This window comes from Streptomyces sp. NBC_00466, assembly GCF_041433995.1.
Lineage (GTDB): Bacteria > Actinomycetota > Actinomycetes > Streptomycetales > Streptomycetaceae > Streptomyces.
The window spans coordinates 57113-81631 of record NZ_CP107897.1; the positions used below are offsets into that span (position 1 = coordinate 57113).

Consider the following 24519-nt stretch of genomic DNA (forward strand, 5'->3'; position numbering starts at 1 on the left):
TCTCCTCAGAGGCTGGTCAGTTGATCGGCTTGGTGGCATGTCTGTCGGCGCGGCTGGTCAGCTCGGCCGCAGTACCCGGGCCGTGTCCCGGACGGAGCTCAGCAGGGCGGCCTGACGCAGGATCCGCGCGTACTGCTCCTCACGAACGGTGGCCGGCCCCTGGGCGAGGCTCGCGAAGCTCGCCGCAGTGTTGCCGAACTGGTCGTCGGCGGCGAGCACAAACTGCTGGACGTGGTTCTGACGGGACAGCCGCAGGACGGGCCGGGCGGTCATCGGTGGGGTGAAGGGCTGGTCGAGTACGAGCCGCCCCTCCGTCCCCCACAGCGCGCAGTGGCTGCGGTAGGCGTGTTCGAACCCGAAGCTGAGCTCGGCAGTGACGCCGTCCGGCGAGGCCAGCAGCACGCTTCCGGCCGTGTCCACCTCCTGGTTCCGGCCGACCCGCAGCACCGCGCCGATGACCTGGACGTCATCACCCAGGTACATCAGGGCCGCGTGCAGCGGATAAGTACCGACGTCCAGCAGCGCGCCACCGCCCAGCTCCCGCCGGTAACGGATGTCCGCCGAGGGCCGCGGCGGGACGCCGAACGACGCTTGCAGAACTCGGAGTTCACCGATCTCGCCGCACAACAGCCGTTGCTGCGCGGTCGTATGCTGGCTGTGGTGGACGAACGCGAAGTTCTCCATCAGGGCTAGGCCACGCTCGCGCGCCAGGGCGACCACCTCCTGCGCCTCGGTGAGCGTACCGGCCGCCGACTTCTCCACCAGCACGTGCTTGCCCGCCTCGAGGGCGCGGGCCGTCCAGAGCGCGTGCAGGCCAGTGGGCAGCGGGATGTATACCGCGTTGATGTCCGGCCGGTCGAGCAGCCGCTGGTAGTCGTCGACGGCGTCGCAACCGAACTGGGCCGAGAAGGACTTGGCCTTCTCCTGGTCGCGGCTCGCGACCGCCGCAACGCGGATGCCCTGCCCGGCCACCAGCGCGGGCAGCATCCTGCGGCGCGCGATGTCCGCGCAGCCGAGCACCCCGATCCTGAGCTCGGCGGTCCCGAGCGGGCCGTCGGCTAGCCGGTCCGCCGTCACTGCGATCCCTGCCAGAGGGACTGAAGACAGGTCATCAGGGTCCGGGCCTCGACGTTGATGTGGTTGCCGCACCGCAGCAGGTCCTTGAGCTGGGCGAGGGTCGCCCACCGCATGGTGTCGGGTTCGGTGTCCGGGAACTCGTCGCCGACCTCGATGACGGTGTACAGGTTGCCCCGCTGGTAGAACCGTCCGCCCTCCTCCGGGAGCACCGCGCTGAACCGGACCTGCCCGGCATCGGCGCCAAGGACCAGGTCAAGCAACGGGGGCCGCTCGCTCGGCGGCAGTGCGCGCCAGTCCCGCGACACGCACTGCACGGTCGGTCCGAACTCGATGGTGTCCCGAACCCCAGGCTGCGCCTTGCCCTGGACGAGGACGTGCAGGACTCCGTCGATCCGCTTGGCCAGGAAGGCCGCCACGCCCTGGCCTGGGAACTGCAGCATCGGTTGGGTCCACCGGGTCACCTCTCGGGTGCCGGCCTTAACCGAGACGGCGATCACCTTGACGCAGCTGTTCGACGGTTCGGTGACGGCTTCCTCGTCCGTGCTCCACCCGGCCAGCTCCCGCAGCGGTACCAGCCGTGCCAAATGGGAGCTCTCCGTCCTCAGGTCCTGGAGCCAGGTCAGCAGCTCCAGATCGCGGTGGACCGCCTGCTCGCCCCGATCCAGGGACCGGGTCAACGCGCCCTGGAAGGAGTCGGCCGGCGCCCCGACGGCGGCTTCCTCGTGCGCCCCGCGCTGCCGGCCCAGCGGCATGCAACTCAGCACGGTCCGTACGTCCATATTGACAAGATGGTCGATCCCCATCAGGGAGTGAACCTGCCCCAGGGTCATCCAACGGTGACCGTCGTGCGCCGGGACGTCCTCGAACACCTCCACCACCATGTTGCGGTTGCGCTTGTACAGGAAGCTGTCGCCCTGTTCGGACTGGAGCGCGTCCACCAGGACCTTGCCGCGGTCCGGTCCGACGAAGTACTCCAGATAGCGCGTGTGGCCTCCGCGGTGGGCACGGGTGTAGTTGCTCCGGGTGGCCTGGACGGTCGGGCCCAGCTGGACCAGTCCGGTGTTGCCGGGCTCCATCTTGGCCTGCATGAGGAGGTGAAGGACACCGTCGATCTCACGGACCAGGACCCCCAGGATGCCGCTCTCCGGCTGGTTGATGATCGGTTGGGTGATGCCCTCGGCGGCCCAGCCGCCGCCGGTCATCCGCAGCCCCTCGACGGTGAAGAACCGCCCGGTGCTATGGCCGAGGTTGCCGGTCTCCTGGTCGAAGCTCCACTGGTCCAGCGCGGCGAACGGGATCCGGTCGACGGCAAAGCCGCCCTCCTTCCGGGCTCGCTCCAGCCAGGGCACGACGTCCTCGGTCGCGAAGCGGGGGTTGTCGAAGGTTGTGGCGGAAAGGCTCAGGCGGTCGGCCAGGAACACGGTGTCGTCGGGCCGCCCGGTCCGGCCGGCGAGAGCGTCGGCGCGGTGCGACATATTCTCTCCTTCAATAGTTCAGGCGGACCCGGCTGTGGTCGCCGATGATCAACTGATGGCCGCGCGGTGCGGGGCCGGCCGGGAAGACCTCCGCGTTCTTGCCGATGAGTGAGTTCTGGATCCGGCTCACCCCCTTGATGGAGGAGTGGTCCATCACGATCGAGTACTCGATCTCGGTGTGGTCCAGCCGGCAGCCGGACCCGACCGAGGTGAACGGTCCAACGTAGCTGTCCGCGACGACCGTTCCCGGCCCTATGGACATCGGGCCCACCAGCCGGGACCGAATGACGACCGCGCCCTCGGCGATGTCCAGCCGGCCGATGACCTCGCTCTCGTCGTCCACGCTCCCGCCCATCCGGGGGGCGATGTTCTCCAGGACCATGCGGTTGCACTCCAGCATGTCCTCGACCCGCCCGGTGTCCTTCCAGTAGCCGGAGATGGTGTGCGAGCTGACATCGGCCTGACGGAGGATCAGTTCTTGGATCGCTTCCGTGATCTCCAACTCGCCGCGCACGCTGGGCCGCAGCTGCTCCACGATCCGGTGGACGAGCGGGGTGAACATGTAGATTCCGACCAGGGCGAGGTCACTCCTGGGCTCCTTCGGCTTCTCCTCCACCCTGACCACTCGGCCGCCCTCGTCCAGTTCGGCGACCCCGAACTCCGAGGGGTTGGCGACCTTGGTCAGCAGCAGCTGCGCGTCCGGGCGCCGGGCGAGAAACTCGGTGACGAAGTCGCGGATGCCGTCGATGACGAAGTTGTCGCCGAGGTACATAAGGAAGTCGTCGTCTCCGAGGAACTCGCGGGCGATCAGCACGCAGTGCGCCAGGCCCAACGGGGCTTCCTGCGGGATGTAGGTGACCGACAGACCGAACCGTGATCCGTCACCCACCGCGCTCCGTACCTCCGCGCCCGTCTCGCCGGTGATTATCCCGACCTCGCGGATGCCGCTGTCCCGAATCGCCTCCAGGCCGTAGAACAGCACCGGCTTGTTGCCGATCGGTACGAGCTGCTTGGCGGAGGTGTGGGTGATAGGCCGCAGCCGCGAGCCGGTACCACCAGCCAGAACCAGGGCCTTCATCGGGCGCCTGCCTCGGACTGCGACCAGGCGCGCTCCTCCACCACCGGGCGCCGCTCCAACAGCGGCTCCCACCAGCCGGGGTTGTCGCGGTACCAGCGGATGGTCTCCCGCAGTCCTTCCTCGAACACGACGGTCGGCTGCCATCCCAGGGTCTCCCTGATCCGGCTGGAGTCCAGCAGGTACCGGCGGTCGTGGCCCGGCCGGTCCGCCACGGTGGTCTGCAGCGAGGCAGGCAGCCCGAGCTCGTCGAGGACCAGGTTGGCGATCTGCTGAACGCTCGCCTCCACCCCGGTTCCGACGTGGTAGGTCAGTCCGGGCTCGCCGTCTGTGAGCACTGCGTCGATCGCACGGCAGTGGTCGTCGACGTGGATCCACTCACGCCGGTTGTGCCGGGACGCGTAGACCGGCAGGCTCAGGCCGCGCAGCGCATTGGTCACGAACAGCGGGATGACCTTCTCCGGGAACTGGTAACGCCCATAGTTGTTGGCACAGTTGGTGATTGTGACCGGCAGGCCGAAGGTCTCGTGGTAGGCGCGCACCGCGTGATCGGCTCCAGCCTTGCTGGCGTTGTACGGGGTGCGGGGCCGGTACGGGTACTCCTCGTGAAAGACCTCCGTGCTGTCGAGGGCCAGGTCCCCGTACACCTCGCAGGTCGAGACGTGGTGGAACCGCTCGACCCGCGCGTCCAGGCACGCGTGGAGCAGCTCCTGGGTGCCTAGCACATTGGTTCGGAAGAACCTACCGGGGTCGAGGACGGCGAGACTGTTGTGCGACTCGGCGGCGAAGTTCACCACCACCTGCACCCGGTACTCGCGTAGGATTTCGGCCATCCGGGCGCCGTCGGCGATGCCCGCCTGCACGAACACCACGTCGTCGCGCACCGCCGCAAGGTTCTCCAGATTGCCGGCGTAGGTCAGCGCGTCAAGAGCGACGATGGCGTCATCGGCATGCGTCTTGCGCCAGTAGTGGACAAAGTTGGCTCCGATGAAGCCCGCCGCGCCAGTGACGAGCACAGTCCGGGCCGGGACGGCACGGTGCATCGCAGAGCTTCTCTCTACTCGGGTCATAAGGTCGGCAACCGCATCTCTCGGCGCAGCTCGTCGAACAGCCACCGCTCGGCCGCGGTCGCCGAACTGCTGGGAACCAGTCGCTCCGGTGAACCTGACGGGGGCTCCGTCAGGACGCCCTCTTCGGGGTCCGGTGAAGGCAGGGGCACGTACACCGCTCCCAGCCCCTTGAGTGCCTCGTACAGGTTCAATCCCATCGCACGCAGCAGGTTGCGCATCGCCGGGCTCCTTTCTCGTGGGGAGGCGACGTCAGGCCTGTTCGGCGATCGCGAAGGTGGCGCGCACCTGGTAGATCCCGTAGTGCCGGCTGCTGCCCCGGTCCTGGTACTGGCGCAGCGGCGAGGTCTGCTTGCGGTGCGCTGCCCCCTGCTCCCAGACCTGGAACGACTCGACGTCCTTCCAGTAGCTCAGGACGGCGAAGGAGCCGCTCTCGCCGTCGAGGGTGGACTGCAGCAGTTCGCTGCGCAGCAGACCGGGCACCTTCCCCAGATCCTCGTTGATGTGGTGGAAGGCCGCCTCCAGCGGGGCTTCTCCCTCCTCGGGCGCCCGGCAGTAGACGATCACCCGGATCTCGCCGCTCATGCCTTCGCCGCCTCGGCCTTGGGCAGGTGGTAGACGACCTGCATGGTGGCCATCGAGCCGCCGGAGCGGAAGGGGTGCAGCCGCTCACGGTGCTTGACGTGCTGCTCGCTGTGCTCAAAGGTGCGGAAGCCGGGCTCGTCGGTCCAGTCGCTGATGATGTAGTAGATGTGCTCCTCCTCGGTGGAGCACATCAGCCACTGGCCGAGGTTGGCCGGGTCGGAGGTCACCGCGGTGCCAATCTCGAGCCAGGTCCGCTCGAAGTCCGCTGCCATGCCGGGGTGGGTCTCCATCCGCAGCAGGACCCGGAAGGCCTTCTCGGGGTGTGGCATGTCAGATTCCTCCGTCGACGTGGATGATCTCGCCGGTCAGGTAGCTCGACCCGGAGCTGGCGAGGAAGAGGACCACCGAGGCGACCTCGGCGGGAAGGCCGAGCCGGCCGAGGGCGGTCATGTGGCGGTATCGCTGCTGGAGCGCCTCGCGCTCCTCCGGCGTGAGCTTCACCGCCTCCTCGGTGTCGATGACGCCGGGCGCGACGACGTTGACCCGGATGCCCTTGGGGCCGAGCTCCTTCGCCATCGACCGGCTGAGCCCGATCAGGCCTGCCTTGCTGGCGGTGTAATGGGCGCGCAGGGCAAGTCCGACGGTGGCCACCCGGGAGCCGACGTTGATGATCGAGGGCTTCTCCGCGAGCAGCGGGAGCGCCTTCTGGGTGATCAGGAATGGGGCGGTGAGGTTGGCGTCGATGACGCGCTGCCACTCCTCCAGCGCCAGCTCGGCGAACGGTATGTGGGAGATGACACCCGCGTTGTTGACGATGGTGTTGAGCGTGCCGTACCGGGTCCGGCACCCGTCCAGCAGCCGTTCGATGTCCTCGGGCCGGCCGACGTCGGCCTTGACCAGGTGGTGGTCTCCGGGCAGCGACTTCAGCTCACGGGCGAGGCTCTGGGCGTCCTCGGTGTCGTTGCGGTGGCAGGTAATGACGTTGGCGCCGGCAGTGGCCATGGCCAGCACGATGGCCCGGCCGATACCGCGGGTGCCGCCGGTGACGAGCACGTTCTGCCCGTCGAGAGACAGGTCCATAGGGTCTCCGTAAGTTGTGGGGTTACAGGGTGAGTGCCGCGGCGAGCGCGTTGGCCAACAGCGCGGTGACCACGAAGGCGGTCCGGACGACGTTCCAGTTGCGCCATCGGATCCGGGGATCGATCCGCTCCCAGTCGGGCGGTACGACGCCCAGTTCCAGCGTTCCGACCCACTTGTTGATCGGGACGTTCTTGACGAGCGACACCACGATCGAGCCTAGGAGCAGTACGGCCGCGACGCCTTCGGGCCCGCGAGCTGCGCCGTCGGACAGCGCTGCCGCGCCGATGTCCGCGAGCATCGCCGTGATCATGCAGATCGGCATGAACGGGTCGAACCTGGTGACCAGGAACTGGTGGACGGGGATGTAGCGGTCGACCGGGAGGCTGAGCAGCAGCGGCGCGCCTCCCAGCGAGGCGATCATCAGTCCGCCGGCTCCCATCCCGCTGCCGATCAGGGCCAATGGCAGAAGGATCTGGCTCATCGGCCCGGCTCACCGGAGCGGCCGACCGCCGCCTCTTCGACGAGCTTCTTGATCCTGTCCATCTGGACCTTGGTGTTGGTGTTCAGGTGCTCGGCCATCGCCGTGTCGTCGAACGGCATCTCCGGCCGTACGTGGAACTCCTGCACCCAGCGCATCTGGACGCCGCCTTCGGACTCCTGATAGTCCCAGGCGATGTTCATGAACTCGAACGGTCCGGTCTCCACCCGGTGGGCCCGAACACTGCGGGTCCCGGGATCGGGCTTGCGCAGCGAGACCCAGCTCCAGACCTTGCCGTCCTCGTCGGGGAGCAGGGTCAGCCGGAAGCGGATGGTCCCGTCCGGTGAGCGCTCCAGGATCTCGGCCGCGGCGTACTCGTCGAACAGCTGCGGCCAGGACTCGATGTCGTTGGTCATTTCCCACACCAGGTCCATGGGGGCGTCGATGACCACAGTGTTCTCGGTCCGTGCGGGCATGGTCACGCTCCCGTCGGCAGGTGGCCGTCGATGTACTCCAGGACGGCCCTCGGGGTGGTCATGAACTCGATGTGGTCGTCCGGGATCGGCACGCTCAACTGGTTCTGGATACGGGTCGCGAGCTCCAGCATCGCGAGCGAGTCGTAGCCGAGGCTGCTGAATGGCGTGTCCAGCACGGCGCCGTCGAGGTCGACCGACTCGTCAACGCCCGCCGCCTCCTGCAGCATGGTCTTGAGTTCGTCGAGGGTGCAAGCGCTCATGGTCATGCCTCCGTTTTCGCAAGGGTGGTTCTGCTGTGCCGGTCGGTCAGTCGGTCAGTCGCACGATGACGACGGCGTTGAATCCGGCGTGCCCACGCGCGATGACCATGGCGGTCCGCAATGCGGTCTCGCGAGGCTGGTCGATGACCAGGTCCAGCTCGTGCGCGTCGGCCGGGTTCTTGACGTGGACGGTGGGCGGCACGACCTGGTCGCGCAGCGCCAGCAGGGCACCGGCGGTGTCGAGCGCGCCGGCCCCCGCGCAGAGCCGACCGGTCATGGTCTTGGGCACCGTCACCGGAACCGTCCGCGGGCCGAAGACCTCGGCCAGCGTCCGCGACTCCTGGCGGTCCATCTCTGGGGTGCCGTGCCCGTCTGCGAAGACAACGTCGATGTCCTCGGGCCGCATCCGTGCGTCGGCGAGGGCAGCACGCACGCAGCGGGCGAGCGCGGGCGGACGTCCCGATCCGGGTCGCGGGTCGAACGTGGCGGCGTAGCCTGCGAGTTGACCGTAGGTGTGGTCCACACCGCGTTCCTTTGCGGTGTCCGCGTTCTCCAGCACCAGGATCGCGCCGCCCTCGCCGGGCACGAAGCCGGAAGCGTCAGTGTCGAACGGCAGGTAGGCGCGGGCCGGATCGTTGACCGTGGTGAGGTTTCCGGTGGGCAGCTGCGAGACGAACCCGGCCGGCGACAGGGAGGAGTCGCTCCCGCCTGTCACGACCAGGCGGGTGCCGTCGCGGACCACTCGGCGGGCCTGTCCTAGTGCGTCCAAGCCGCCCGCCTGCTCGCTGACCATCACACCGCACGGCCCGCGCATCCCGTGGCCGATGGAGATCTGGCCGGTGGTCGCGGCGTAGAACCAGGCGATGGACATGTACGGGCTGACGTTCTTGGGGCCGCCGCGCCACAGCTTCTGGAGCTCGCGCTGGCCAAACTCAGCGCCACCGCTGGCGTTGGCGGTGATCACCCCGAGCTCGTACTCCGGGATCTGCGACAGGTCCACGGTCGCGTCGTCCAGGGCCATCCTGGTGGCGGCCAGGGCGAAGTGGCTCATCCGGGACGTCTCGACGACGATCCGGGCCGACAAGCGCTCGCCCGGGTCGAAGTCCTTTATCTCTCCGGCGAGTTGGGAAGGGTAGGAGCGGGCGTCGAAGCTGCAGACCGTGTCGATCCCGCTCTTGCCGGCCAGGGTGGCAGCCCACCAGTCCTCGGTGCCGTTCCCGTTGGGAGCCATGACACCGATCCCGGTGAAGACCGCGCTCGCGCGGGCGTCGGTGCTCTGCCTTACCTGCGATTCGCTCATGCCGCCGCCTTGTCGGATGCGGCCATCACGATCGCGCTCTGGAACCCGCCGAACCCGCTGCCCACCGAGAGTGCTGTGGAGATCTTCTGCTCACGCGCGGTCAGGGGAACGTAGTCCAGGTCGCACTCGGAGTCGCGCTCGTGGAGATTGGCCGTCGGGGGGACCACGTCGTGCTCGATGGCCAGGGCGCAGGCCGCCACCTCGATGGACCCGATGGCGCCCAGGGAGTGGCCGATCATCGATTTGATGGAGCTCATCGGGACCTCGAAGGCCCGGCTTCCCAGGCTCAACTTGACCGCTGCGGTCTCGTGCCGGTCGTTCTGCTTGGTACCGGAGCCGTGGGCGTTGACGTAGTCGATCTCTCCCGGGTCCAGCTCGGCCTGGTTCAGGGCGACGGTGATCGCCTCCGCCATCTCGCGGCCGTCCGCGCGCAGGCCCGTCATGTGGAAGCCGTTGGCGCGGGTGGCGTAGCCCAGGATGCGTGCGTAGATATGGGCGCCGCGGCGCCGGGCGTCGGCGGCGTTCTCCAACACGAACATCGCGGCGCCCTCCCCCAGGACGAGGCCCCGGCGGTCCCGGTCGAAGGGCCGACAGGCGGCCTCCGGGTCGTCGTTGTAGGTGGAGGTGGCCTTGATCGCGTCGAAGCACGCCATGGTAATCGGCGAGATCGGCGCATCGGCGGACCCGGCCAGCACGACGTCCGCGCTGCCCTCGGCCAGCAGGCCGGCGGCGTAGCCCAGGGCGTCGATGCCCGAGGTACAGCCGGAGGAGACCACCGAGGTCGGGCCCTCGGCTCCGGACCGCCACGCCACCTCGGTGGCGATCGAGCTGGGCACCAGGTAGTTGTAGAGCTGAGGGACGGCGAAGGTGTGATCCACAGCCCACAGCCGACCGTCGTCGCTGAGGACTCGGTACTCCTCCTCCAGCCCGGTGGTGCAGCCGACCGCGTTTCCCACGGTCACGGCGACCCGCCCGGGATCCATGCCGGCAACGCCGAGTCCGCTGTCGGCGACGGCTTCGTCCATCGCCACGACCGCGAACTGTGCGGCCCGGTCCATGCGGCGCCAGTCCTGCGGCGTCAGCCCGTGGGCGGCCGGGTCGAAGTCGATCTCGGCCGCCACCTGGCAGCGAAACCCAGTCGGGTCGAACAAGGTGACCCGGCGGGTGGCGGCCCGGCCGGAGACGATGCGGTCCCAGAACGCGTCACGGCCCAGTCCTGCGGGCGCCATGACACCGATTCCGGTGATCGCGACATCCATGGTCCTCATGCATCCGCCCCGACAGGGCCGCCGACCTGAGGCGCCGGAGCGTTCTCGTGGCCGGGTAGGAACTCGGTGTCCACATGGCCCAGTTCGGGCTTGGGTGCCAGGGGGCCCAGGTGGAAGACGGCCTGCGCCTGGACGGAGGAGGTGTTCACCAGCCGGTGCCGCAGGCCGGTCGCCACCATGGCAGAGTCGCCCGGGTGCAGCTCCAGCGTCGTGCCATCGATGGTGAGGCTCACGATCCCACGCACCAGGTGGACGAACTCCTCGGAGTACGGGTGGTAGTGCTCGCACACGTACTCGCCCGGCTCCAGCGTGACTGTCCCCATGAATCCCGAGGTGGCGCCGACCGTCAGCGGGCTGAGCAGGACTCGAACGTCCCCGCCCCTGCGCAGGTTCGGTGTCACATCGGTGACGGCGACCTTCTTCACTTCAGCACTCACCGCTTGTTCTCCCAAGTGTAGAAGGGGCTGGCCATGGCGTCCTTCGGCTCTTTCCACGCCGGGTCGTACGGCCGGATGTGCCGCGCGAGCCTGACGTGGATGTCCTCGTAGAGCGGGTGACTACGGGCCCTGTAGAGGTTGGGGGTAACGTCCTGGTCTCCCTCCACGAGGTGGAAGTACAGGTCGTGAAAGCGCCACAGCGAGCGCCGGGACACCCCGATCATGTGCGGCAGTTCGGAGGCGTCCGATTCGGCGAAGATCTCCGCGACGGAATCCGCCTGCGAAGGATCCATCCGGGCGACGATCAAGTTCTGATACACGGGTCCTCCGAGTCGAACGGTGTGAGGTGGCCTTGGGACGTGTCAGGGTTCCGGCCGGGCGCGCCACGCCGTTGTGGCACGGCCGGCTCGACCACAGGGCAGGCCCTCGGTGCACCAGACTGGGGGGCTCCGCTGGACGCGGGCTGGTGAGCTGCTGGCACCCCTGTGAGTGGCGGTCCAGTCGCTTGCTAGTGGGCCGAGATTCGGCCGCCCCATGGTCGGTGCGGCGCCCGCCCCCGGACGCCTGACCATTGCCTTTGGAGGCATCCATGGAGACCACCGCTACGTCCGGCCCGCGTCCAGTAGTGCTGCTGTTCGCGGGCCAGGGTGCTCAGCACCCTGGCATGGGACGTCACCTGTACGGCGCCGAGCCGGTGTTCACCGCCGCCATGGAGGAGGTCTTCGGCCTGCTCGGGCTGCGGGCGGAGCGGCTGCGGGCCAACTTCCTGGCCGGGCATGAGGACGGCCTCGATGAGGCCGAGCAGGCGCAGCCGCTGTTGTTCGCGCTTGGTTACGCGACGGCACGTCTGGTCCGCAGCTGGGGTGTCCGTCCGGCGGCCCTGCTGGGCCACAGTGTTGGCGAGGCCGTCGCGGCTGTCGTCGCCGGTGTGATGTCCCTGCCGGATGCCGTGCAGCTGCTGATCAAGCGGACGGAGGCGGCGACGCGGACACCTCCCGGCGGAATGCTGGCCGTCGCCGCATCGCCCGACACGCTGGCCCCCCTGCTTCCCGAGGGGGTGGTGATTGGGGCGGTGAATGGCCCCCGCCAAACCCTGCTGGCCGGTGCCGACGAGCCGCTCGCCGAGGCCGAGAGCCGGCTGCGCGCCCAGGGCATGCTGTGCCGCCGGGCCCGGGCCCGGCAGGGCTTCCACAGCCCACTGATGGATCCCGCCGTCGCCTCGACCCTGCCCGACGTCGCGCGGACGGCCCTGCGCCCGCCAGCCATCCGGCTCTACTCGGCCTGCACCGGGCACCCGCTGGGATCGGCGGAGGCCGTCGACCCCAGCTTCTGGGCCCGTCAGATCGCCGAGCCCGTGCTCTTCAGCCCCGCGCTCGACCGGCTCCTCGCCAACGGTGACTTCCTGCTGGTCGACGCTGGTCCCGGCGAGAGCCTGCTGAGCCTGGCCCGTCGGCACCCGGCGATCTCCTCCGGCCACAGCGACGTCGTCGCCGTGCTCCCGCCCGCGCGCGCCGCCGACGACCTCGTGCGCGGCGCGCTCCCGGCCGCTGTCCGGCGGATTCGGTCGGAAGGGCACCGGCTGAGCGTCCAGTGATCGTCCATCACCGGCTGCCAGAGTTTCATCGGCATAACCGGCCGCACTGGGAGCGAAGTTCCCAGCTTGCCCCACTACCGAGCCGGTCGAACAGCCGGATCTCATCTCTCAGGGAGACGTATGACTACGAGCCCTCGGACAACCGGTGCGTGTCCGTACCCGTTCAAGCGGCCGTCCGCCCTTGAACAGCCCGTCGAGTTGCGCAGCATCCAGGAGGAGCCGGTCGTCCCGGTGGAGCTCCCGAGCGGCGACCAGGCTCTGCTGATCACCGGCTACGCGGACATGCGGGCGGTCCTGTCCGACGAGCGTGTGAGCCGCGACCTGACCCGGCCGGGTACCGCCCGCATGACGAAGGACAACGTCATGTTCCAGGACCCGCACATCAGCCCGGACCCGCCGGAGCACACCCGAATGCGCCGTCTGATCACCAAGGCCTTCACCCCAAAGCGGGTCGAGGAGCTGCGGCCGCGCACCGAGAAGGTGGTGGCCGAACTCCTCGACGCGATGGAGAAGGGACCCCGCCCCGCTGATCTGAACGAGGCGCTGGCGTTCCCGCTGACGATCCGGATGACCTGCGAGCTGCTCGGGGTCCCGCTTGAGGACCAGCACAAGTTCCGCAGCTGGACGGACCACTTCCTGTCGGTGAGCCGGTTCACCGGTGAGGAGATCGGCCGGGCCCGCGGCGAGCTCATCGCCTACGTCCAGCAGCTCGTGGCCACCAAGCGCGAGACGCCCGGGAACGACCTGATCAGCGCAATGATCGCAGTGCAGGACGACGACCAGTCGGGCCTGAGCGAGTACGAACTGGTCTACTGGGCGATGCTGCTGCTGATCGCGGGGTACGAGACTACTGCCGGCCAGCTAGGTTCCAGCCTCGTCGTCCTGCTCAGCCGGCCCGAGGAACTCGCCCGGCTGCACGCCGATCCCTCGCTCGTGCCGTCGGCCGTCGAAGAGCTCCTGCGCCTCCAGGTGATGGGCTCCTCGCTGTCCATGTTGCGCTACGTCAAGGAGGACATCGTGGTCGGCGGTGTCCTCATCCCCGCCGGTTCGAGCATCATCCCCTCCATCGAGTCGGCCAACATGGACCCCGACGCCTTCACCGACCCGGAGACCTTCGACATCACCCGGCAGGACAACCACCACGTGACCTTCAGCACCGGCATCCACTTCTGTTCCGGGGCTGCACTGGCCAGGATGGAGCTGCAGGTGGCCGTGGAGGGCGTGATGCGCCGCTTCCCCGAGCTGCGGCTCACCGCTCCCGCGGACGAGCTGCCGCGGAACGAGGGCGCGCTGATCCAGAACTTCGTGGAGATTCCCGTGCAGTGGTGACCAATGGTTCGGGCCGCGCACCGATCTGGTGCGCGGCCCGAACTGTCTGCCGGCCTATGGCGGCGCGGGATGTCATCTGAGGAACAGCAGCGCCTTCGTCAGATGGCCGGTGATCGTGAACTCGGTACCGCCGGGGAGACCGCTCCGGTCGGCCATCCGGTTGCGGATGAGACCCTTGTGGACCGCCAATCCGTGGACCGAGACCGATGCCCCGGGGGGCAGCTGAAGACGGACGATGCTCTTGGCGGCGGACAAGGCGATGCGGACTGCCGGGTGCCCGATGGACGCCTGGCGAAAGTCGATCCGGGTCACCGCGTCGTAGCAGCCGACGGTCAGGAACGCCGGCACCTCCCAGCGACCATCGATCCGCGTGAAAGCCTTGACCCGGTGGACCTCAAGCGCCTCCAGCGGACGGGCGAACGGCAGGTCGGCCATGACAGCGTCGACCTCCAGCCTGGTGTCGGCCGAGTAGACCAGGGAAAGCCGCTGGTCGAGCTCGGCCAGTGAGATGCGCCCCTCGCCGACCGCGGCCTGCAACTGCTCGGCAACCCGCTCGCGTTCTGCCTCAGAGACCCTAACCGGCCTTGGCACAGACTGGCGTTGCAGATCGTCAGCCACGATCAGCACCTCTCTTCCTGCTCATATCACCACGCCTGTAACCTAGTTGATCATTTTCATGATATCGCGGTCACCAGGTGACCGGCAGTGCGGTCAGGCTCTGGATGACGCCCGCAGTACAGCTCAGCTCCTCCTCCGGCACGGCGAGGCGCAGCTTGGGGAACCGGCGCAGCAGCCCGTCGATGACCACCGTCAACTCCAGCCGGGCCAGTTGGGAGCCGAGGCAATAGTGCGCCCCGAGCCCGAAGGCCAGGTGGGGGTTGTGGTCGCGGTCGGGATCGAAGTCGGCGGCGTTCGCGAAGACCGTCTCGTCCCGGTTCGCCGAGGTGATCGCGGGCAACACCGCCTCGCCCGCCCGCACCAGGACCCCGCCCAGTTCGACGTCCTCGGTGGCAACCCTGATCGTTCCACCGTTGACGCCGGCGGTGCTGTACCGCAGGATCTCCTCGACCGTAGCCTGGATCCGCTCGGGGTTGCCCGCGATGCTCGCGGTCAGCTCCGGGTGGCGCAGGAGTTGCAGAGCTCCGTTGGCGAAGGTGCTCGACGTCGTGTGGTAGCCGGCGATCAGCAGAGTGACACCGAAGACCACGAGTTCGTGCTCGCTCAGCTGGTCGCCGGCCTCGCTGGCGCCGATCAGCATGCTCAGCAAATCGTCGTCGCCCTCCGCCTGGCGCTTGACCGCGATCAGCTCCCCCAGGTAGCCGGCCAGCTCCGAGCGCGCAGCCCTGACTTGGTCGGGGGTGTGGGTGCCGAGGCTGAGCATCACGTCGGCCCACCGGCAGAACCGGTTACGGTCGGCGAAGGGCACGCCGAGCAGCTGGCAGATGACGGCGACTGGCAGGGGCAGCCCGAGGTCGGCCACCAGATCGGCCGACGGGCCAGCCTGCTCCATGGCGGCCAGCAGCTCCTGGGTGACCTGCTCGACGAACGGGCGTAGCCGCTCGATCTGCTTCTTCCCGAAGGCTCGTGCCACGAGCTTGTGCAGCCGGGTGTGCTCGGGCGGGTCCATCGACAGGATGGTCGCCGCGTCGGCGGGCAGCGGCCGCATCCGCGGCGCGTCCGGAAGTGCCGCGGCCGCACGGCTGAAGCGTGCGTCGGTCAGCACAGTGCGCACGTCCTCGTACCGGGTGACCAGCCAACCGCTGTCCCCGGTCGTGAAACCGACGCGGGCGACCGGACATGAGCCTCGTAGCCGCTCCCACTCCTCGGCTATCCCCAGCGCCCCCGGGCGCTGGAACGGGAAGGGCAGGGCGCTGTATTGGTCCATCAGTCGCTCCATCATCTACAGGCCGTCACCCGGCACTGCGCAGTCGCGAAACGCCGCAGCATGGCCGCGCGCCGACGTTCCTGCGCATACAGCCTTACCAGTTCATGACAGCAAAAAGCCGGTCGATAACTGCCGTCCTCGATCCGGATGACCCGCTCCACCAGCCGGGATTCCACCAAGTGCTTCAGTGCACCATCCACATCGTCGCCACCGCCCAGAAGCTCCTCACGGGTGAACGTCTCGGGAAGCACTGCCAGTCGCTCAAAGATCCGCTGACCGCTGTGTCCGAACGTCCGGCAGCTGAGCTCGAAAGCCTTGCGCAGGCTCGCGTCCGGTGGCATGAGGGTGCTCAGCCGGCCCGCCGAATCGGCCAGCCAGTCGGCGAGGTCACACAGCCGCCACTGGGGTCTCGAACCGAGCTGGGTCGCGGCCGCACAGATCGCGGCCGGCAAGCGGCCGCACAGCCGGACAACCTTCTCGGCATGCTGCCGGTCCTGCGACACCTGTCCGGCCGGGAGCAGTGACTCGAGTAGCTGGATGCCCTCCTCGAAAGAGGGCAGCGAGAGTTCGAGCGCTATCTCCTCGCCCAGTCCGGCCAGGTGCGCCCCGCTGATCAGGATGGTCGCGCACTCCGGTCCGCTGGGCAGCAGCGGCAGTGCCTGCTCGGCGGACACCGCGTTGTCCAGGACGACCAGTACCCTGCGGTCCGCGCTCCAGGCGCGGAACTGCTCCGTGCGGGGCTCCAGCCGGTCGGACAGATCGGGCTGCAGTCCGATCCCCCGCAGGAGTCCGTCGACAGCCTCGGCGGGAGGCAGCGGCCGACCGTGTTGGTCGCGAAGGTCGACGTAGAGTTGACCGTCCGGGAACAGCGGGCGCAACTCATGCGCTGTGTGCAGCGCCAAGGTGCTCTTCCCCACGCCGGGCATGCCGTGGAGGGAGACCACAGACGGTGTGCCGTCCCAGTACCGGGGCCGGTCGGCAGCCGTTCGCAACAACGCTTCCAGCTGCGCGGCCAGACCCTTGTGAACGGCCAGATCGGCCTTTGGGGCCGGTCCGCTGTTCAGCCGGACGACCTTCCGCTCTCCGCCTGGGAGGTTCAGGGACGGATCGGCACTGAGGATGGCCCGATGCAACCCCACCAACTCGCCCGACGGGTCCAGCCCCAGTTCGGTCACGAGCCGACGGCGCAGCGAACTGTAGACCTCCAGCGCCTCCAGGCGGCGGCCTGAACGGTAGAGGGCCAGCATGGATTGGGCGGGGAACCCCTCGTGGAGGGGGTGACTGACAATCAGCGACCGAAGCTCGGCAATCATTTCACGGTGCCGTCCCAGCTGCAGCCCCGCCTCGACCCGCATCTCGTGTGCGCGCAGCCGGGCCTCCTCGAAGCGCACCAGGTGCGTCTCCAGCAGCGGACCGACCGGCACGCCTTCCAGCATGTTTCCGCGCCATAAGGACAAGGCCTCGCCGAGCAGTGAAGACGCCTGCTCCGGCTTGCCGTTCTGGAGCGCGTCCTGCCCGAGCCTGGAAAGCTGCTCGAACAGGGTCATGTCGAGCTGCTCCGCCTTGGCCCGCAAGAGATAGCTCGAGTTGACCGTGACCAGGATCTCCCGCTCACCAACCCCCTCGTACAGGCCGAGCTTCTTCCGGAGCCGGTAGATGTAGGTCTGGAGCGTGGTGGCAGCCGTCGCCGGCGGTTCGTGCAGCCACAGTTCTTCGATCAGCGACTCGGGCCGGACCGGCCGATTTGCGTGGAGAAGCAGAGCGGCCAGTACGTGACGTAATTTCGGCGACGTCGGAGTGACCAGCTGCTCTCCGTCGTACACTTCCATACTCCCAAGAATACCGAATCGCATGCGGACCCCCGTCGGTTGAGCTTCGAATGCTATTTCACTGCAACATACGCGTGTTCCCAGCCGATAACGCCGACGGGAACCGGCCACATCATGAAAACCCAGACGTCAGATATCCCGTAGTACTGACACACACTTGCACCAATTGTCGGCGACTACCCCCAGAGGGCCCCAACTTTCTTTTCCAATTATTCCTGGCCTGGTTTTGCATTCGTTCGCGGCGCAGCCTCGTGAACCCATCGAACCGCTCACCAGATCACGCCTAGCCTGATCCCGCCGGCTTCAGCGACGCACCATGAGAAAGCAGGCTGCATGCGCGGGCCTGGGCGGATCAGGGAGCTTTTCCACGTCGAAGGCATGGCCAAAAAGACGCTGCGATTCTCCCGGCGTCATAACCGTGTGAAGAAGCCTGGACATTCTCTTGCGAGCCACCCATGGCAGGTCCTTCTTGTCCGCCGCGAAACACCAGTGGAAGAACTGCGACCCGGGACGCGAGAGCCGCAACACGGAGTTCACCATGCCGTGCTTCACGGGACCGGTGGTGTCGTCCAGGGTCCCGTAGTCAACCAGCAGGTCGAACGGCCCGACAACACCTGGAATCTCCGCCGCCGAGAGGTCTCCGTTGATGAATTGGCAGTGCTGTCCGACGCCCGCCTCACGGGCCCGCACGCGGGCCCGCTTCAGGGCGAACTCGGTGAAGTCGACTCCCACGACGTCGAAGCCATTCTGAGCCAGGAACACCGCGTTGGATCCGGTGCCGCAGCCCAGGTCAACGGCGCGTGGACGGCCTTCGGACTGCGACGGGGCCTTGATGCGCCCCTCGGCGAAGAGCTCGCGCAACTCGGGGCTGACGCCGACGCGCTCCCACGCAGCTCCTCGCTTGTACAGCCATGTGTAAAACCACGGTCTCATCAAAGTTCCCTTCGACGGAGTGTTGCCCATGTGTGAGGTCGTGCCAGCGCCGGCACGGCGTGGCGCCGTCAGTTGGCGAGCGTGATTGCGAGGCTGTTGAGCAGCAGGACCACGAGCGCCGCAACGGTCCTGATCACGTGCCACATGCGCCATCTGGGTCGGGGATCCTGCCAGTTGGCCGGAACGGAACCGGCGTCTGTGCCCCTAACCACCTTGTTCAGGGGCACGTTGCAGAGGTGGGAAACCGCCTCCACCACCACGATCCCGACGATCGACGTGACCAGCAGGTAGCGGATGGCCGCGGACGGTGCTGCCACGGCCAGCACGATGTCTGCCACCAAGGTCGCATTGACCAACAGCGGCATGGCGGGGTGATACCCCTTGCCCAGCAGAGAATGGGCCTGCAGATAGCGGTCCGGTGTCATCGCGTTCAGAGCCGGTAGAACGCTGACGGCCACCGCGAAGAACACTCCGGCTATTAGGCCGCTGCCGATCAGTACAACGACTCCGACAAATTGGGCCACTGGAGTTTCCCTCTCTCACTCACTCCTCTTCCTACTCGAAGAGGTCCCGCAGTCCTGCGACCTGCCCGATGCTCGGTAAACGCGCTAGCAGCTCAATGGACGCGTGGTGGAGGAACAGAAGGGTTCAAGCCAATCTGAACTGTTTCGATGCCATTGAGTTAACGCAATGGCAGTGACTTAAGAATCTTGACCGATAGAGTGCTCGTTCAGGAGGTGCCTGGATGCCACGCCCTGGGCAGGTCAAGCCGGAGACCGATGAGCGGTTGTCGGACCGGATCGCGGTCGGGCTGCTGATGCGTACGTTTCCACCGGAGCTGGTCGATCGAGTGGTAGCCCGATGTGGACGGGAGGGGCAGCGTAATCGGCTGCTGCCTCCGCGGGTGGTGGTCTACCTGGTGCTCGCGATGTGCCTGTTCCCGGGGCAGGGGTACGAGGAAGTCGCCCGGCTGCTCACACAAGGCCTGAACTGGGCGAAACACAGGCCTGGGTCGTGGCAAGTGCCGAGCACGGCGGCAATTTCGCGGGCGCGGGTGAAGCTGGGGCCGGAGCCGATGCGAGCACTGTTTTCCGAGGTCGCCCAACCGTTGGCGGTCTCGCAGACCCCGGGTGCCTTCTACCGGCGCTGGCGGCTGGTCGCGATCGACGGCACGGTCTTCGACGTGCCGGACAGCGAACAGAACGCCGCGCACTTCGGGCGGCCGAACACTCATCACACCGAGCGGTGCACATATCCGCAAGTGCGGATGGTGGCGCTGACCGAGTGCGGCACCCACGCCATCACCGCCGCCGCCCTGGGACCTCTTTCATCATCCGAACCAGCGCTGGCGCGCGGCCTGTTCAGCTATCTCGGCGAGGGGGATCTACTGCTGGCCGATCGAGGGTTCACCGGAGTGGAGCTTGGGCAGGCGGCCTCGGCCGGCGGGGCTGACCTGCTGTGGCGGATTCGTTCGCATCAGACTTTGCCGGTCCGGGAGGAACTGACTGACGGCTCGTACCTGTCAGAGGTCGTTGCCGCGAAGGATCGCACCAGCCCCTTGACCGTGCGCGTCGTCGAATACACCCTTCAGGGCCCGGGCCTGCCCGAACAGGACGCTCTTTACCGACTGATCACCACGATCCTCGATCCCAGGGCCGCCCCGGCCGCCGACCTGGCCGCCCTTTATCAAGAACAGCGGGGGATTGAGACCACTCTGGACGAGCTGAAAACCCATCAACGCGGCCTCGCCCAGGTCCTTCGCTCCCGCTCACCAGACGGTGTCGAGCAGGAAGTCTGGGGCCACCTACTGATCCACTACGCCATCCGCAGGCTCATGTACAACACGGCATGCGCCGCCCAACTCGACGCAGAGCTCTCCTTCACCCGCAGCATCCGCCTAGCTCGCCGCCACATCACCGCGCAGACAGCCTTTCCCTCTTGAGTACCTATGAGGTTCCCCCGAGATGCGGAGGATGTTGACAGAGGGTCAGATGGGACTCATGAGAGGACCTGTGACCATGGCTGCACCCCGGAAATACTCGCTTGAGTTGCGTGAGCGTGCGGTTCGGATGTACCGCGCCTCCGAGCCGAAGCCCCAGATCAAGAAGCTGGCCGTCGATCTCGGTGTGCATCCCGAGGCCCTACGCGGGTGGATCCGCCAGGCCGAGGCGGACGCCGGCGAACGCTACGACCGGCTCACCACCGACGAACGCGCCGAGCTCGTGGCCCTGCGCAAGGAGAACGTCCAGCTCAAGCGGGCCAACGACGTCCTGCGGACGGCCTCCGCGTTTTTCGCGGCGCAGCTCGACCCGACCCGGCCCAGGTGACGGCGCTCGTTGACGAGCATCCCCGCCTGGGGGTCGAGTGCGTACTCCGGGAACTTTCCATCCCCTCCTCCACCTACTACCGCTGGCGCCGCGCTGAGCGCGAACCGTGCGAACGGCAGCGCCGGGACGCCGAGCTGACCGGGCAGATCCGCGAGATCCACGGCGACTCCGGCGGCATCTACGGATCGCCGCGTGTGCACGCCGTCCTCAAACGCGAGGGCGTGCGCGTCGGGCGCAAGCGGGTCGAGCGGCTGATGCGCGAGGACGGCCTGGCGGGCGTCAGCCCGCGCCGGGGCGGCTTCACGCGCCGCGACCCGAAGGCCACCCTGGCCCCGGACCTGGTCAACCGGGACTTCACCGCACCGGCACCAAACCGGCTGTGGGTCACCGACCTGACGATGATCTCCACCGGCGAGGGTCCCCTGTGGCTGTCCGCGATCCGCGACGCCTTCTCCCGCCGGGTGGTGGCGTGGGAGACCTCCGCCCGCGCGGACGCCGACCTGGTCCTGACCACGCTTGAGTACGCCCTCGCCTCCCGCGAGGTCGAGCCCGGACAGCTCATTCATCACGCGGACCACGGCTGTCAATATACGTCGATCAAGCTCACAACTCGCTTACTGCGCACGGGAGTTCAGGCATCCATGGGCTCCGTCGGCGACAGTTACGACAACGCTCTCGCGGAGAACCTGTGGATGATCATCAAGACGGAGTGCGTCCGCGGCCGCGTCTTCGCCACCCGGGCCGAGGCGAACCTGGCGCTGTTCGAGTACATCGACGGCTTTCACAACTCCCGGCGCATCCAGAAGCGGCTCGGCTACCTCAGTCCGATCGAGTTCGAGGAGAAGCACTACGCCGATCAGGCAACGGCCGAACGAACGAACCTGAAACCCCGTCAAACCCTTCTGACCAGCTGATCAGCGACTCCCGACCAACGGGGGAACCTCACTAAGGGCTTGCAGGCAATCAAGGTGTTGCTTCTCGTTCCGGGGATCGTTGGTGTGGTATGCGCATCCCGGACGAGACTCGTGACCAACTCGCTGTGAAGTTCGAGGTGTTGTTCCCGCACCTGGATGAACGGCAGCGGCGGCTGCTGATGGCCGCAGAGGCCAGGGTCCTGGGGCATGGCGGTGTCCGGGCCGTCGCGCAGGCCGCGGCGGTCAGTGAGACAACGGTCCGCAGGGGCGTGTTCGAGTTGGAGGCGGGCGAGGCACCGCTGGGTCGGGCACGAAGGCCGGGCGGAGGTCGCAAACGGGTCGCGGAGCTTGACCCGGGGCTGCGTCCGGCCTTGCTGGCGCTGGTCGAGCCGGATGAGCGGGGGGATCCGATGTCGCCGCTGCGGTGGACGGTGAAGTCGATACGCACCCTTGCCCGGGAGCTGTCCCGGGCCGGTCACAAGGTCAGTGCCGACACCGTCGCCGACCTGCTGCGGGAGGAAGGCTTCAGCTTGCAGGCCAACGCCAAGACCCTGGAGGGCGGCCAGCACAGCGATCGCGATGCCCAGTTCCGCTATCTCAACGAGCAGGCCCGCGAATACCGGGACGCCGACCAGCCGGTGATCAGCGTGGATACCAAGAAGAAGGAGCTCGTCGGAGAGTTCAAGAACGGCGGCCGTGAGTGGCGGCCGGCGGGTGATCCGGTACTGGTGGGCGTCCACGACTTCGCCGACCCGCAACTGGGCAAGGCCGTCCCCTATGGGGTCTACGACATCGAGGAGAACACCGGCTGGGTCAACGTCGGCACCGATCACGACACCGCTGCGTTTGCCGTGGAGTCGATCCGCCGCTGGTGGCACGGCCAGGGCCAGGACGCCTACCCGCGGGCAACCCGGCTGCTGGTCACCGCCGACGCGGGCGGATCCAACGGCTACCGCACCCGGGCCTGGAAGCTCGAACTCGCACGGCTCGCCGCCGAAACAGGGCTGACCATCACCGTGTGTCATCTGCCGCCCGGCACGTCGAAGTGGAACAAGATCGAGCACCGGTTGTTCTCGCACATCACTATGAACTGGCGTGGCCGCCCGCTGACCAGCCACGAAGTAATCGTGAACAGCATCGCAGCGACCACCACCCGCACCGGACTGCGCGTGAAGGCCGCGCTCGACACCAACAGCTATCCCATCGGGGTGAAGATCAGCGACGCAGAGATGGCCGCTCTGCCGCTGACCCGGCATGCCTTCCACGGAGACTGGAACTATGCCCTGCACCCCCAGAAACGGCCTGCCATCCCGGCGGCACAATCCCCACAGGCCGCTGACACGCAGTGGGACCAGGCTCTGCTTTCCGATCCTTCACTGACCGGGATGCCCCGCCAGCAACTGGACAACCTCACGGCAATGTTGGCTACCGACGGGGACATTCAGCGCGGCCGCCCACCCCGACTCACTCTCCCCGAACAAGTTCTGGCCACCGTGCTCCACCTGCGGGTCGCCCTGGCCGCGGAACCACTCGCCGTACTGTTCACCAGCAGCCGCACGGCCATGCACCGCACCCTCCTCAAGAACAGAAGACTGCTCGAGGCCCAGGGCATCACCATCCCGCCCGCGAAGACCCCACCCGCGTCCCTCGCAGTCCTCCATGCCAGGGTCCTCGCGCTGACCGGCGACACCAGCATCAAGATCAAGACACCGTGTTAATGACCTGCAAGCCCTTAGCCACCTCCCTGACCGAAGCCATCCGCGAGATAGCCGGCTGTCTGCTACCCGCCCCGCCGAAGTCGATCCAACCGCCGCATCATTAATCGCACGATGTCCGGCTTCGGCATCAAGCTCGGCGACACCCGAAACCCTCTCGATCCGGCTGAGGCCCTGCCGGGACCGTCGCCCCGCACGGCGCGTAGCCCCCCTCCATCCAAGAGTCCAATGCGGCTTAGACCCGCCTTAAATCACTGGTACCAGGGTTAGGGATCCCTCCCGCCGTCGAGCAGGACCATTGGGCCAAACCTGGCTGAAAACCGTGGGTGGACGGCTCGGGTTCTGGTGACCGTCGCCGTGATCGGTCAAGCGGGATCCCATAACATCCGCCCTGGCGACTCGTCGCAATCGACGGGGCCTCGCCGTGATTTCGCCGCGCCTCTCCCCTGTCCAGCATCGCGCTAGCTCCATTGGCCAGCATCATCGCCAAACAATGGCGTGCGCTCCGTCGTCGACCGGTTGGCGAGCGCCCGGCGAGAGACGAGGTGGCACGGGATGATGACCTACACATCCGCCCTGGTGACCGGGGCATCCAGTGGTATCGGTCAGAGCCTGACCCGGCGCCTGGCGGAGCAGGGGATCGATGTCGTGGTGGTCGCCAGGCGCGGTGACCGCCTGGAGAGCCTGGCCAAAGAGCTCCGTAGCCACTACCAGGTGTCCGTCGAGGTGCTGACGGCCGACCTCACCGTGCCGGAGGAGCTGGCCACGGTCACCGAGCGGCTGACCGACCCTGACCGTCCGATCGACCTACTGGTCAACAACGCCGGTTCAGGCTCCCGTCCGCCCCGACCGCTCGCGCACCAGCCGCTGGAGTACGAGCTGGGGAAGGTGAGACTAAACGTGCTGGTACCGCTGCAGCTGACCCATGCGGCGCTGTCCATAATGACCCCCCGTCGGCACGGCGGCATCCTCAACGTTTCATCCATTGCCGGCTTCCTCCCCCAGCCCCAGGGCGCGACCTATGCCGCGACCAAGGCCTTCCTCACATCGATGACGGAGTCGTTGTACTGCGAGGCACGCAAGTCCGGTATCCACGCCACAGTGCTCTGTCCCGGTTTCGTCCGACGCGGCGAGGGCGGGGCGCACGGCGGAATGCGCAGCAGGCGCCTGCCGGAGTTCGTCTGGCTCGATCGGGACGAGGTGGCCCGCGAGGCGATCGCAGCCGTGCGGTCCGGGGAGCCGGTCTGCATCCCCGGGTGGCGCTACCGGGCGGCCATCAAGCTGAGCAAGATTCTGCCGCGCTCGGTGTCCTATCGCGTCTTCGAACGTCTGTGGGGGCGTTAAGGCCACGAGGCACGGCCGCTGATCGTGGTGGCCCGGGTCCGTCAAGGTCCTGGCCACCACGATCAATGATC

Annotated in this window: 27 protein-coding genes; 7 read left to right on the forward strand and 20 right to left on the reverse strand. The window is 67.6% G+C overall.

Annotated features, from left to right (window positions below):
* Positions 1-57: 57 nt before the first annotated feature.
* Genes OG210_RS32845 through OG210_RS32915 form a run of 15 tightly spaced genes read right to left on the reverse strand, consistent with a single transcriptional unit; the run spans position 58 to position 10898 of the window.
* Positions 58-1077 carry a Gfo/Idh/MocA family oxidoreductase gene (locus OG210_RS32845; RefSeq protein ID WP_328335962.1) on the reverse strand — a complete coding sequence of 340 codons (1020 nt, stop codon included), beginning with the start codon at positions 1075-1077 and terminating at the stop codon, positions 58-60.
* Positions 1074-2552 (reverse strand): NDP-hexose 2,3-dehydratase family protein, encoded by a 1479-nt coding sequence (locus tag OG210_RS32850; protein WP_328335961.1) that lies wholly within the window; start codon positions 2550-2552, stop codon positions 1074-1076. Before OG210_RS32850 ends, OG210_RS32845 begins: the two co-directional genes overlap by 4 nt.
* A gap of 10 nt (positions 2553-2562) precedes the next feature.
* The gene (locus OG210_RS32855) at positions 2563-3630 is read right to left on the reverse strand and encodes a glucose-1-phosphate thymidylyltransferase (RefSeq protein WP_328335960.1); all 1068 of its coding nucleotides are present in this window, start codon (positions 3628-3630) and stop codon (positions 2563-2565) included.
* Positions 3627-4670 (reverse strand): dTDP-glucose 4,6-dehydratase, encoded by a 1044-nt coding sequence (gene rfbB, locus OG210_RS32860; RefSeq protein WP_328335959.1) that lies wholly within the window; start codon positions 4668-4670, stop codon positions 3627-3629. The genes OG210_RS32855 and rfbB overlap by 4 nt, the downstream gene beginning before the upstream one ends.
* A gap of 23 nt (positions 4671-4693) precedes the next feature.
* Entirely contained in the window at positions 4694-4915 is a 222-nt protein-coding gene (locus OG210_RS32865) for a DUF6059 family protein (protein ID WP_328335958.1), read from the reverse strand.
* Positions 4916-4946: 31 nt separating this feature from the next.
* Complete coding sequence (locus OG210_RS32870; RefSeq protein ID WP_328335957.1) at positions 4947-5279, reverse strand: antibiotic biosynthesis monooxygenase; 333 nt, start codon at positions 5277-5279, stop codon at positions 4947-4949.
* On the reverse strand, positions 5276-5608 hold the full coding sequence (locus OG210_RS32875) for an antibiotic biosynthesis monooxygenase family protein (RefSeq protein WP_328335956.1): 333 nt from the start codon (positions 5606-5608) through the stop codon (positions 5276-5278). Before OG210_RS32875 ends, OG210_RS32870 begins: the two co-directional genes overlap by 4 nt.
* A gap of 1 nt (position 5609) precedes the next feature.
* Positions 5610-6359, reverse strand: coding sequence for a 3-oxoacyl-ACP reductase family protein (locus OG210_RS32880; protein WP_328335955.1), 750 nt, complete (start codon positions 6357-6359; stop codon positions 5610-5612).
* A gap of 22 nt (positions 6360-6381) precedes the next feature.
* The gene (locus OG210_RS32885; protein ID WP_328335954.1) at positions 6382-6840 is read right to left on the reverse strand and encodes a DUF1772 domain-containing protein; all 459 of its coding nucleotides are present in this window, start codon (positions 6838-6840) and stop codon (positions 6382-6384) included.
* Entirely contained in the window at positions 6837-7313 is a 477-nt protein-coding gene (locus OG210_RS32890; RefSeq protein WP_328335953.1) for an SRPBCC family protein, read from the reverse strand. Before OG210_RS32890 ends, OG210_RS32885 begins: the two co-directional genes overlap by 4 nt.
* A gap of 2 nt (positions 7314-7315) precedes the next feature.
* Positions 7316-7573, reverse strand: coding sequence for an acyl carrier protein (locus tag OG210_RS32895; protein WP_328335952.1), 258 nt, complete (start codon positions 7571-7573; stop codon positions 7316-7318).
* 46 nt (positions 7574-7619) lie between these two features.
* Positions 7620-8873 carry a ketosynthase chain-length factor gene (locus OG210_RS32900; protein ID WP_328335951.1) on the reverse strand — a complete coding sequence of 418 codons (1254 nt, stop codon included), beginning with the start codon at positions 8871-8873 and terminating at the stop codon, positions 7620-7622.
* Positions 8870-10141 carry a beta-ketoacyl-[acyl-carrier-protein] synthase family protein gene (locus tag OG210_RS32905; protein WP_328335950.1) on the reverse strand — a complete coding sequence of 424 codons (1272 nt, stop codon included), beginning with the start codon at positions 10139-10141 and terminating at the stop codon, positions 8870-8872. Before OG210_RS32905 ends, OG210_RS32900 begins: the two co-directional genes overlap by 4 nt.
* On the reverse strand, positions 10138-10578 hold the full coding sequence (locus tag OG210_RS32910; RefSeq protein WP_328335949.1) for a cupin domain-containing protein: 441 nt from the start codon (positions 10576-10578) through the stop codon (positions 10138-10140). Before OG210_RS32910 ends, OG210_RS32905 begins: the two co-directional genes overlap by 4 nt.
* Positions 10575-10898, reverse strand: a complete 324-nt coding sequence (locus tag OG210_RS32915; protein ID WP_328335948.1) for a TcmI family type II polyketide cyclase — start codon at positions 10896-10898, stop codon at positions 10575-10577. The genes OG210_RS32910 and OG210_RS32915 overlap by 4 nt, the downstream gene beginning before the upstream one ends.
* A 269-nt stretch (positions 10899-11167) precedes the next feature.
* On the opposite strand from OG210_RS32915, the gene OG210_RS32920 reads away from it, so the two are divergent.
* Both OG210_RS32920 and OG210_RS32925 read left to right on the forward strand, forming a co-directional pair.
* Positions 11168-12172, forward strand: coding sequence for an acyltransferase domain-containing protein (locus tag OG210_RS32920; protein ID WP_328335947.1), 1005 nt, complete (start codon positions 11168-11170; stop codon positions 12170-12172).
* Between the two features lie 120 nt (positions 12173-12292).
* Positions 12293-13501: a cytochrome P450 gene (locus OG210_RS32925; RefSeq protein ID WP_328335946.1), complete on the forward strand. Its 1209-nt coding sequence runs from the start codon at positions 12293-12295 to the stop codon at positions 13499-13501.
* A 72-nt stretch (positions 13502-13573) separates the two neighbouring features.
* Here OG210_RS32925 and OG210_RS32930 read toward each other — a convergent pair whose 3' ends face one another.
* The 5 genes from OG210_RS32930 to OG210_RS32950 all read right to left on the reverse strand — a co-directional run bounded on the left by OG210_RS32930 (position 13574) and on the right by OG210_RS32950 (position 18672).
* Positions 13574-14119 (reverse strand): DUF1707 domain-containing protein, encoded by a 546-nt coding sequence (locus OG210_RS32930; RefSeq protein WP_328335945.1) that lies wholly within the window; start codon positions 14117-14119, stop codon positions 13574-13576.
* 70 nt (positions 14120-14189) lie between these two features.
* Positions 14190-15386, reverse strand: a complete 1197-nt coding sequence (locus OG210_RS32935) for a cytochrome P450 (RefSeq protein ID WP_328335944.1) — start codon at positions 15384-15386, stop codon at positions 14190-14192.
* 11 nt (positions 15387-15397) lie between these two features.
* The gene (locus tag OG210_RS32940) at positions 15398-17215 is read right to left on the reverse strand and encodes a BTAD domain-containing putative transcriptional regulator (protein WP_328335943.1); all 1818 of its coding nucleotides are present in this window, start codon (positions 17213-17215) and stop codon (positions 15398-15400) included.
* A gap of 303 nt (positions 17216-17518) precedes the next feature.
* The gene (locus tag OG210_RS32945) at positions 17519-18178 is read right to left on the reverse strand and encodes a class I SAM-dependent methyltransferase (protein ID WP_328335942.1); all 660 of its coding nucleotides are present in this window, start codon (positions 18176-18178) and stop codon (positions 17519-17521) included.
* A gap of 38 nt (positions 18179-18216) precedes the next feature.
* A complete protein-coding gene (locus OG210_RS32950; protein ID WP_328335941.1) occupies positions 18217-18672 on the reverse strand; it encodes an anthrone oxygenase family protein in 456 nt (151 codons plus the stop codon).
* 221 nt (positions 18673-18893) lie between these two features.
* Between OG210_RS32950 and OG210_RS32955 the strand changes: the two genes are divergently transcribed.
* The 5 genes from OG210_RS32955 to OG210_RS32975 all read left to right on the forward strand — a co-directional run bounded on the left by OG210_RS32955 (position 18894) and on the right by OG210_RS32975 (position 24448).
* Positions 18894-20090, forward strand: a complete 1197-nt coding sequence (locus tag OG210_RS32955) for an IS4 family transposase (RefSeq protein WP_328335940.1) — start codon at positions 18894-18896, stop codon at positions 20088-20090.
* A 76-nt stretch (positions 20091-20166) separates the two neighbouring features.
* Entirely contained in the window at positions 20167-20475 is a 309-nt protein-coding gene (locus tag OG210_RS32960) for a transposase (protein WP_328335939.1), read from the forward strand.
* Positions 20472-21389 carry an IS3 family transposase gene (locus OG210_RS32965; RefSeq protein ID WP_328335938.1) on the forward strand — a complete coding sequence of 306 codons (918 nt, stop codon included), beginning with the start codon at positions 20472-20474 and terminating at the stop codon, positions 21387-21389. Before OG210_RS32960 ends, OG210_RS32965 begins: the two co-directional genes overlap by 4 nt.
* A gap of 89 nt (positions 21390-21478) precedes the next feature.
* A complete protein-coding gene (locus tag OG210_RS32970; RefSeq protein ID WP_328335937.1) occupies positions 21479-23107 on the forward strand; it encodes an ISAzo13 family transposase in 1629 nt (542 codons plus the stop codon).
* A 552-nt stretch (positions 23108-23659) separates the two neighbouring features.
* Positions 23660-24448: an SDR family oxidoreductase gene (locus OG210_RS32975; protein ID WP_328335936.1), complete on the forward strand. Its 789-nt coding sequence runs from the start codon at positions 23660-23662 to the stop codon at positions 24446-24448.
* Positions 24449-24519 lie beyond the last annotated feature (71 nt).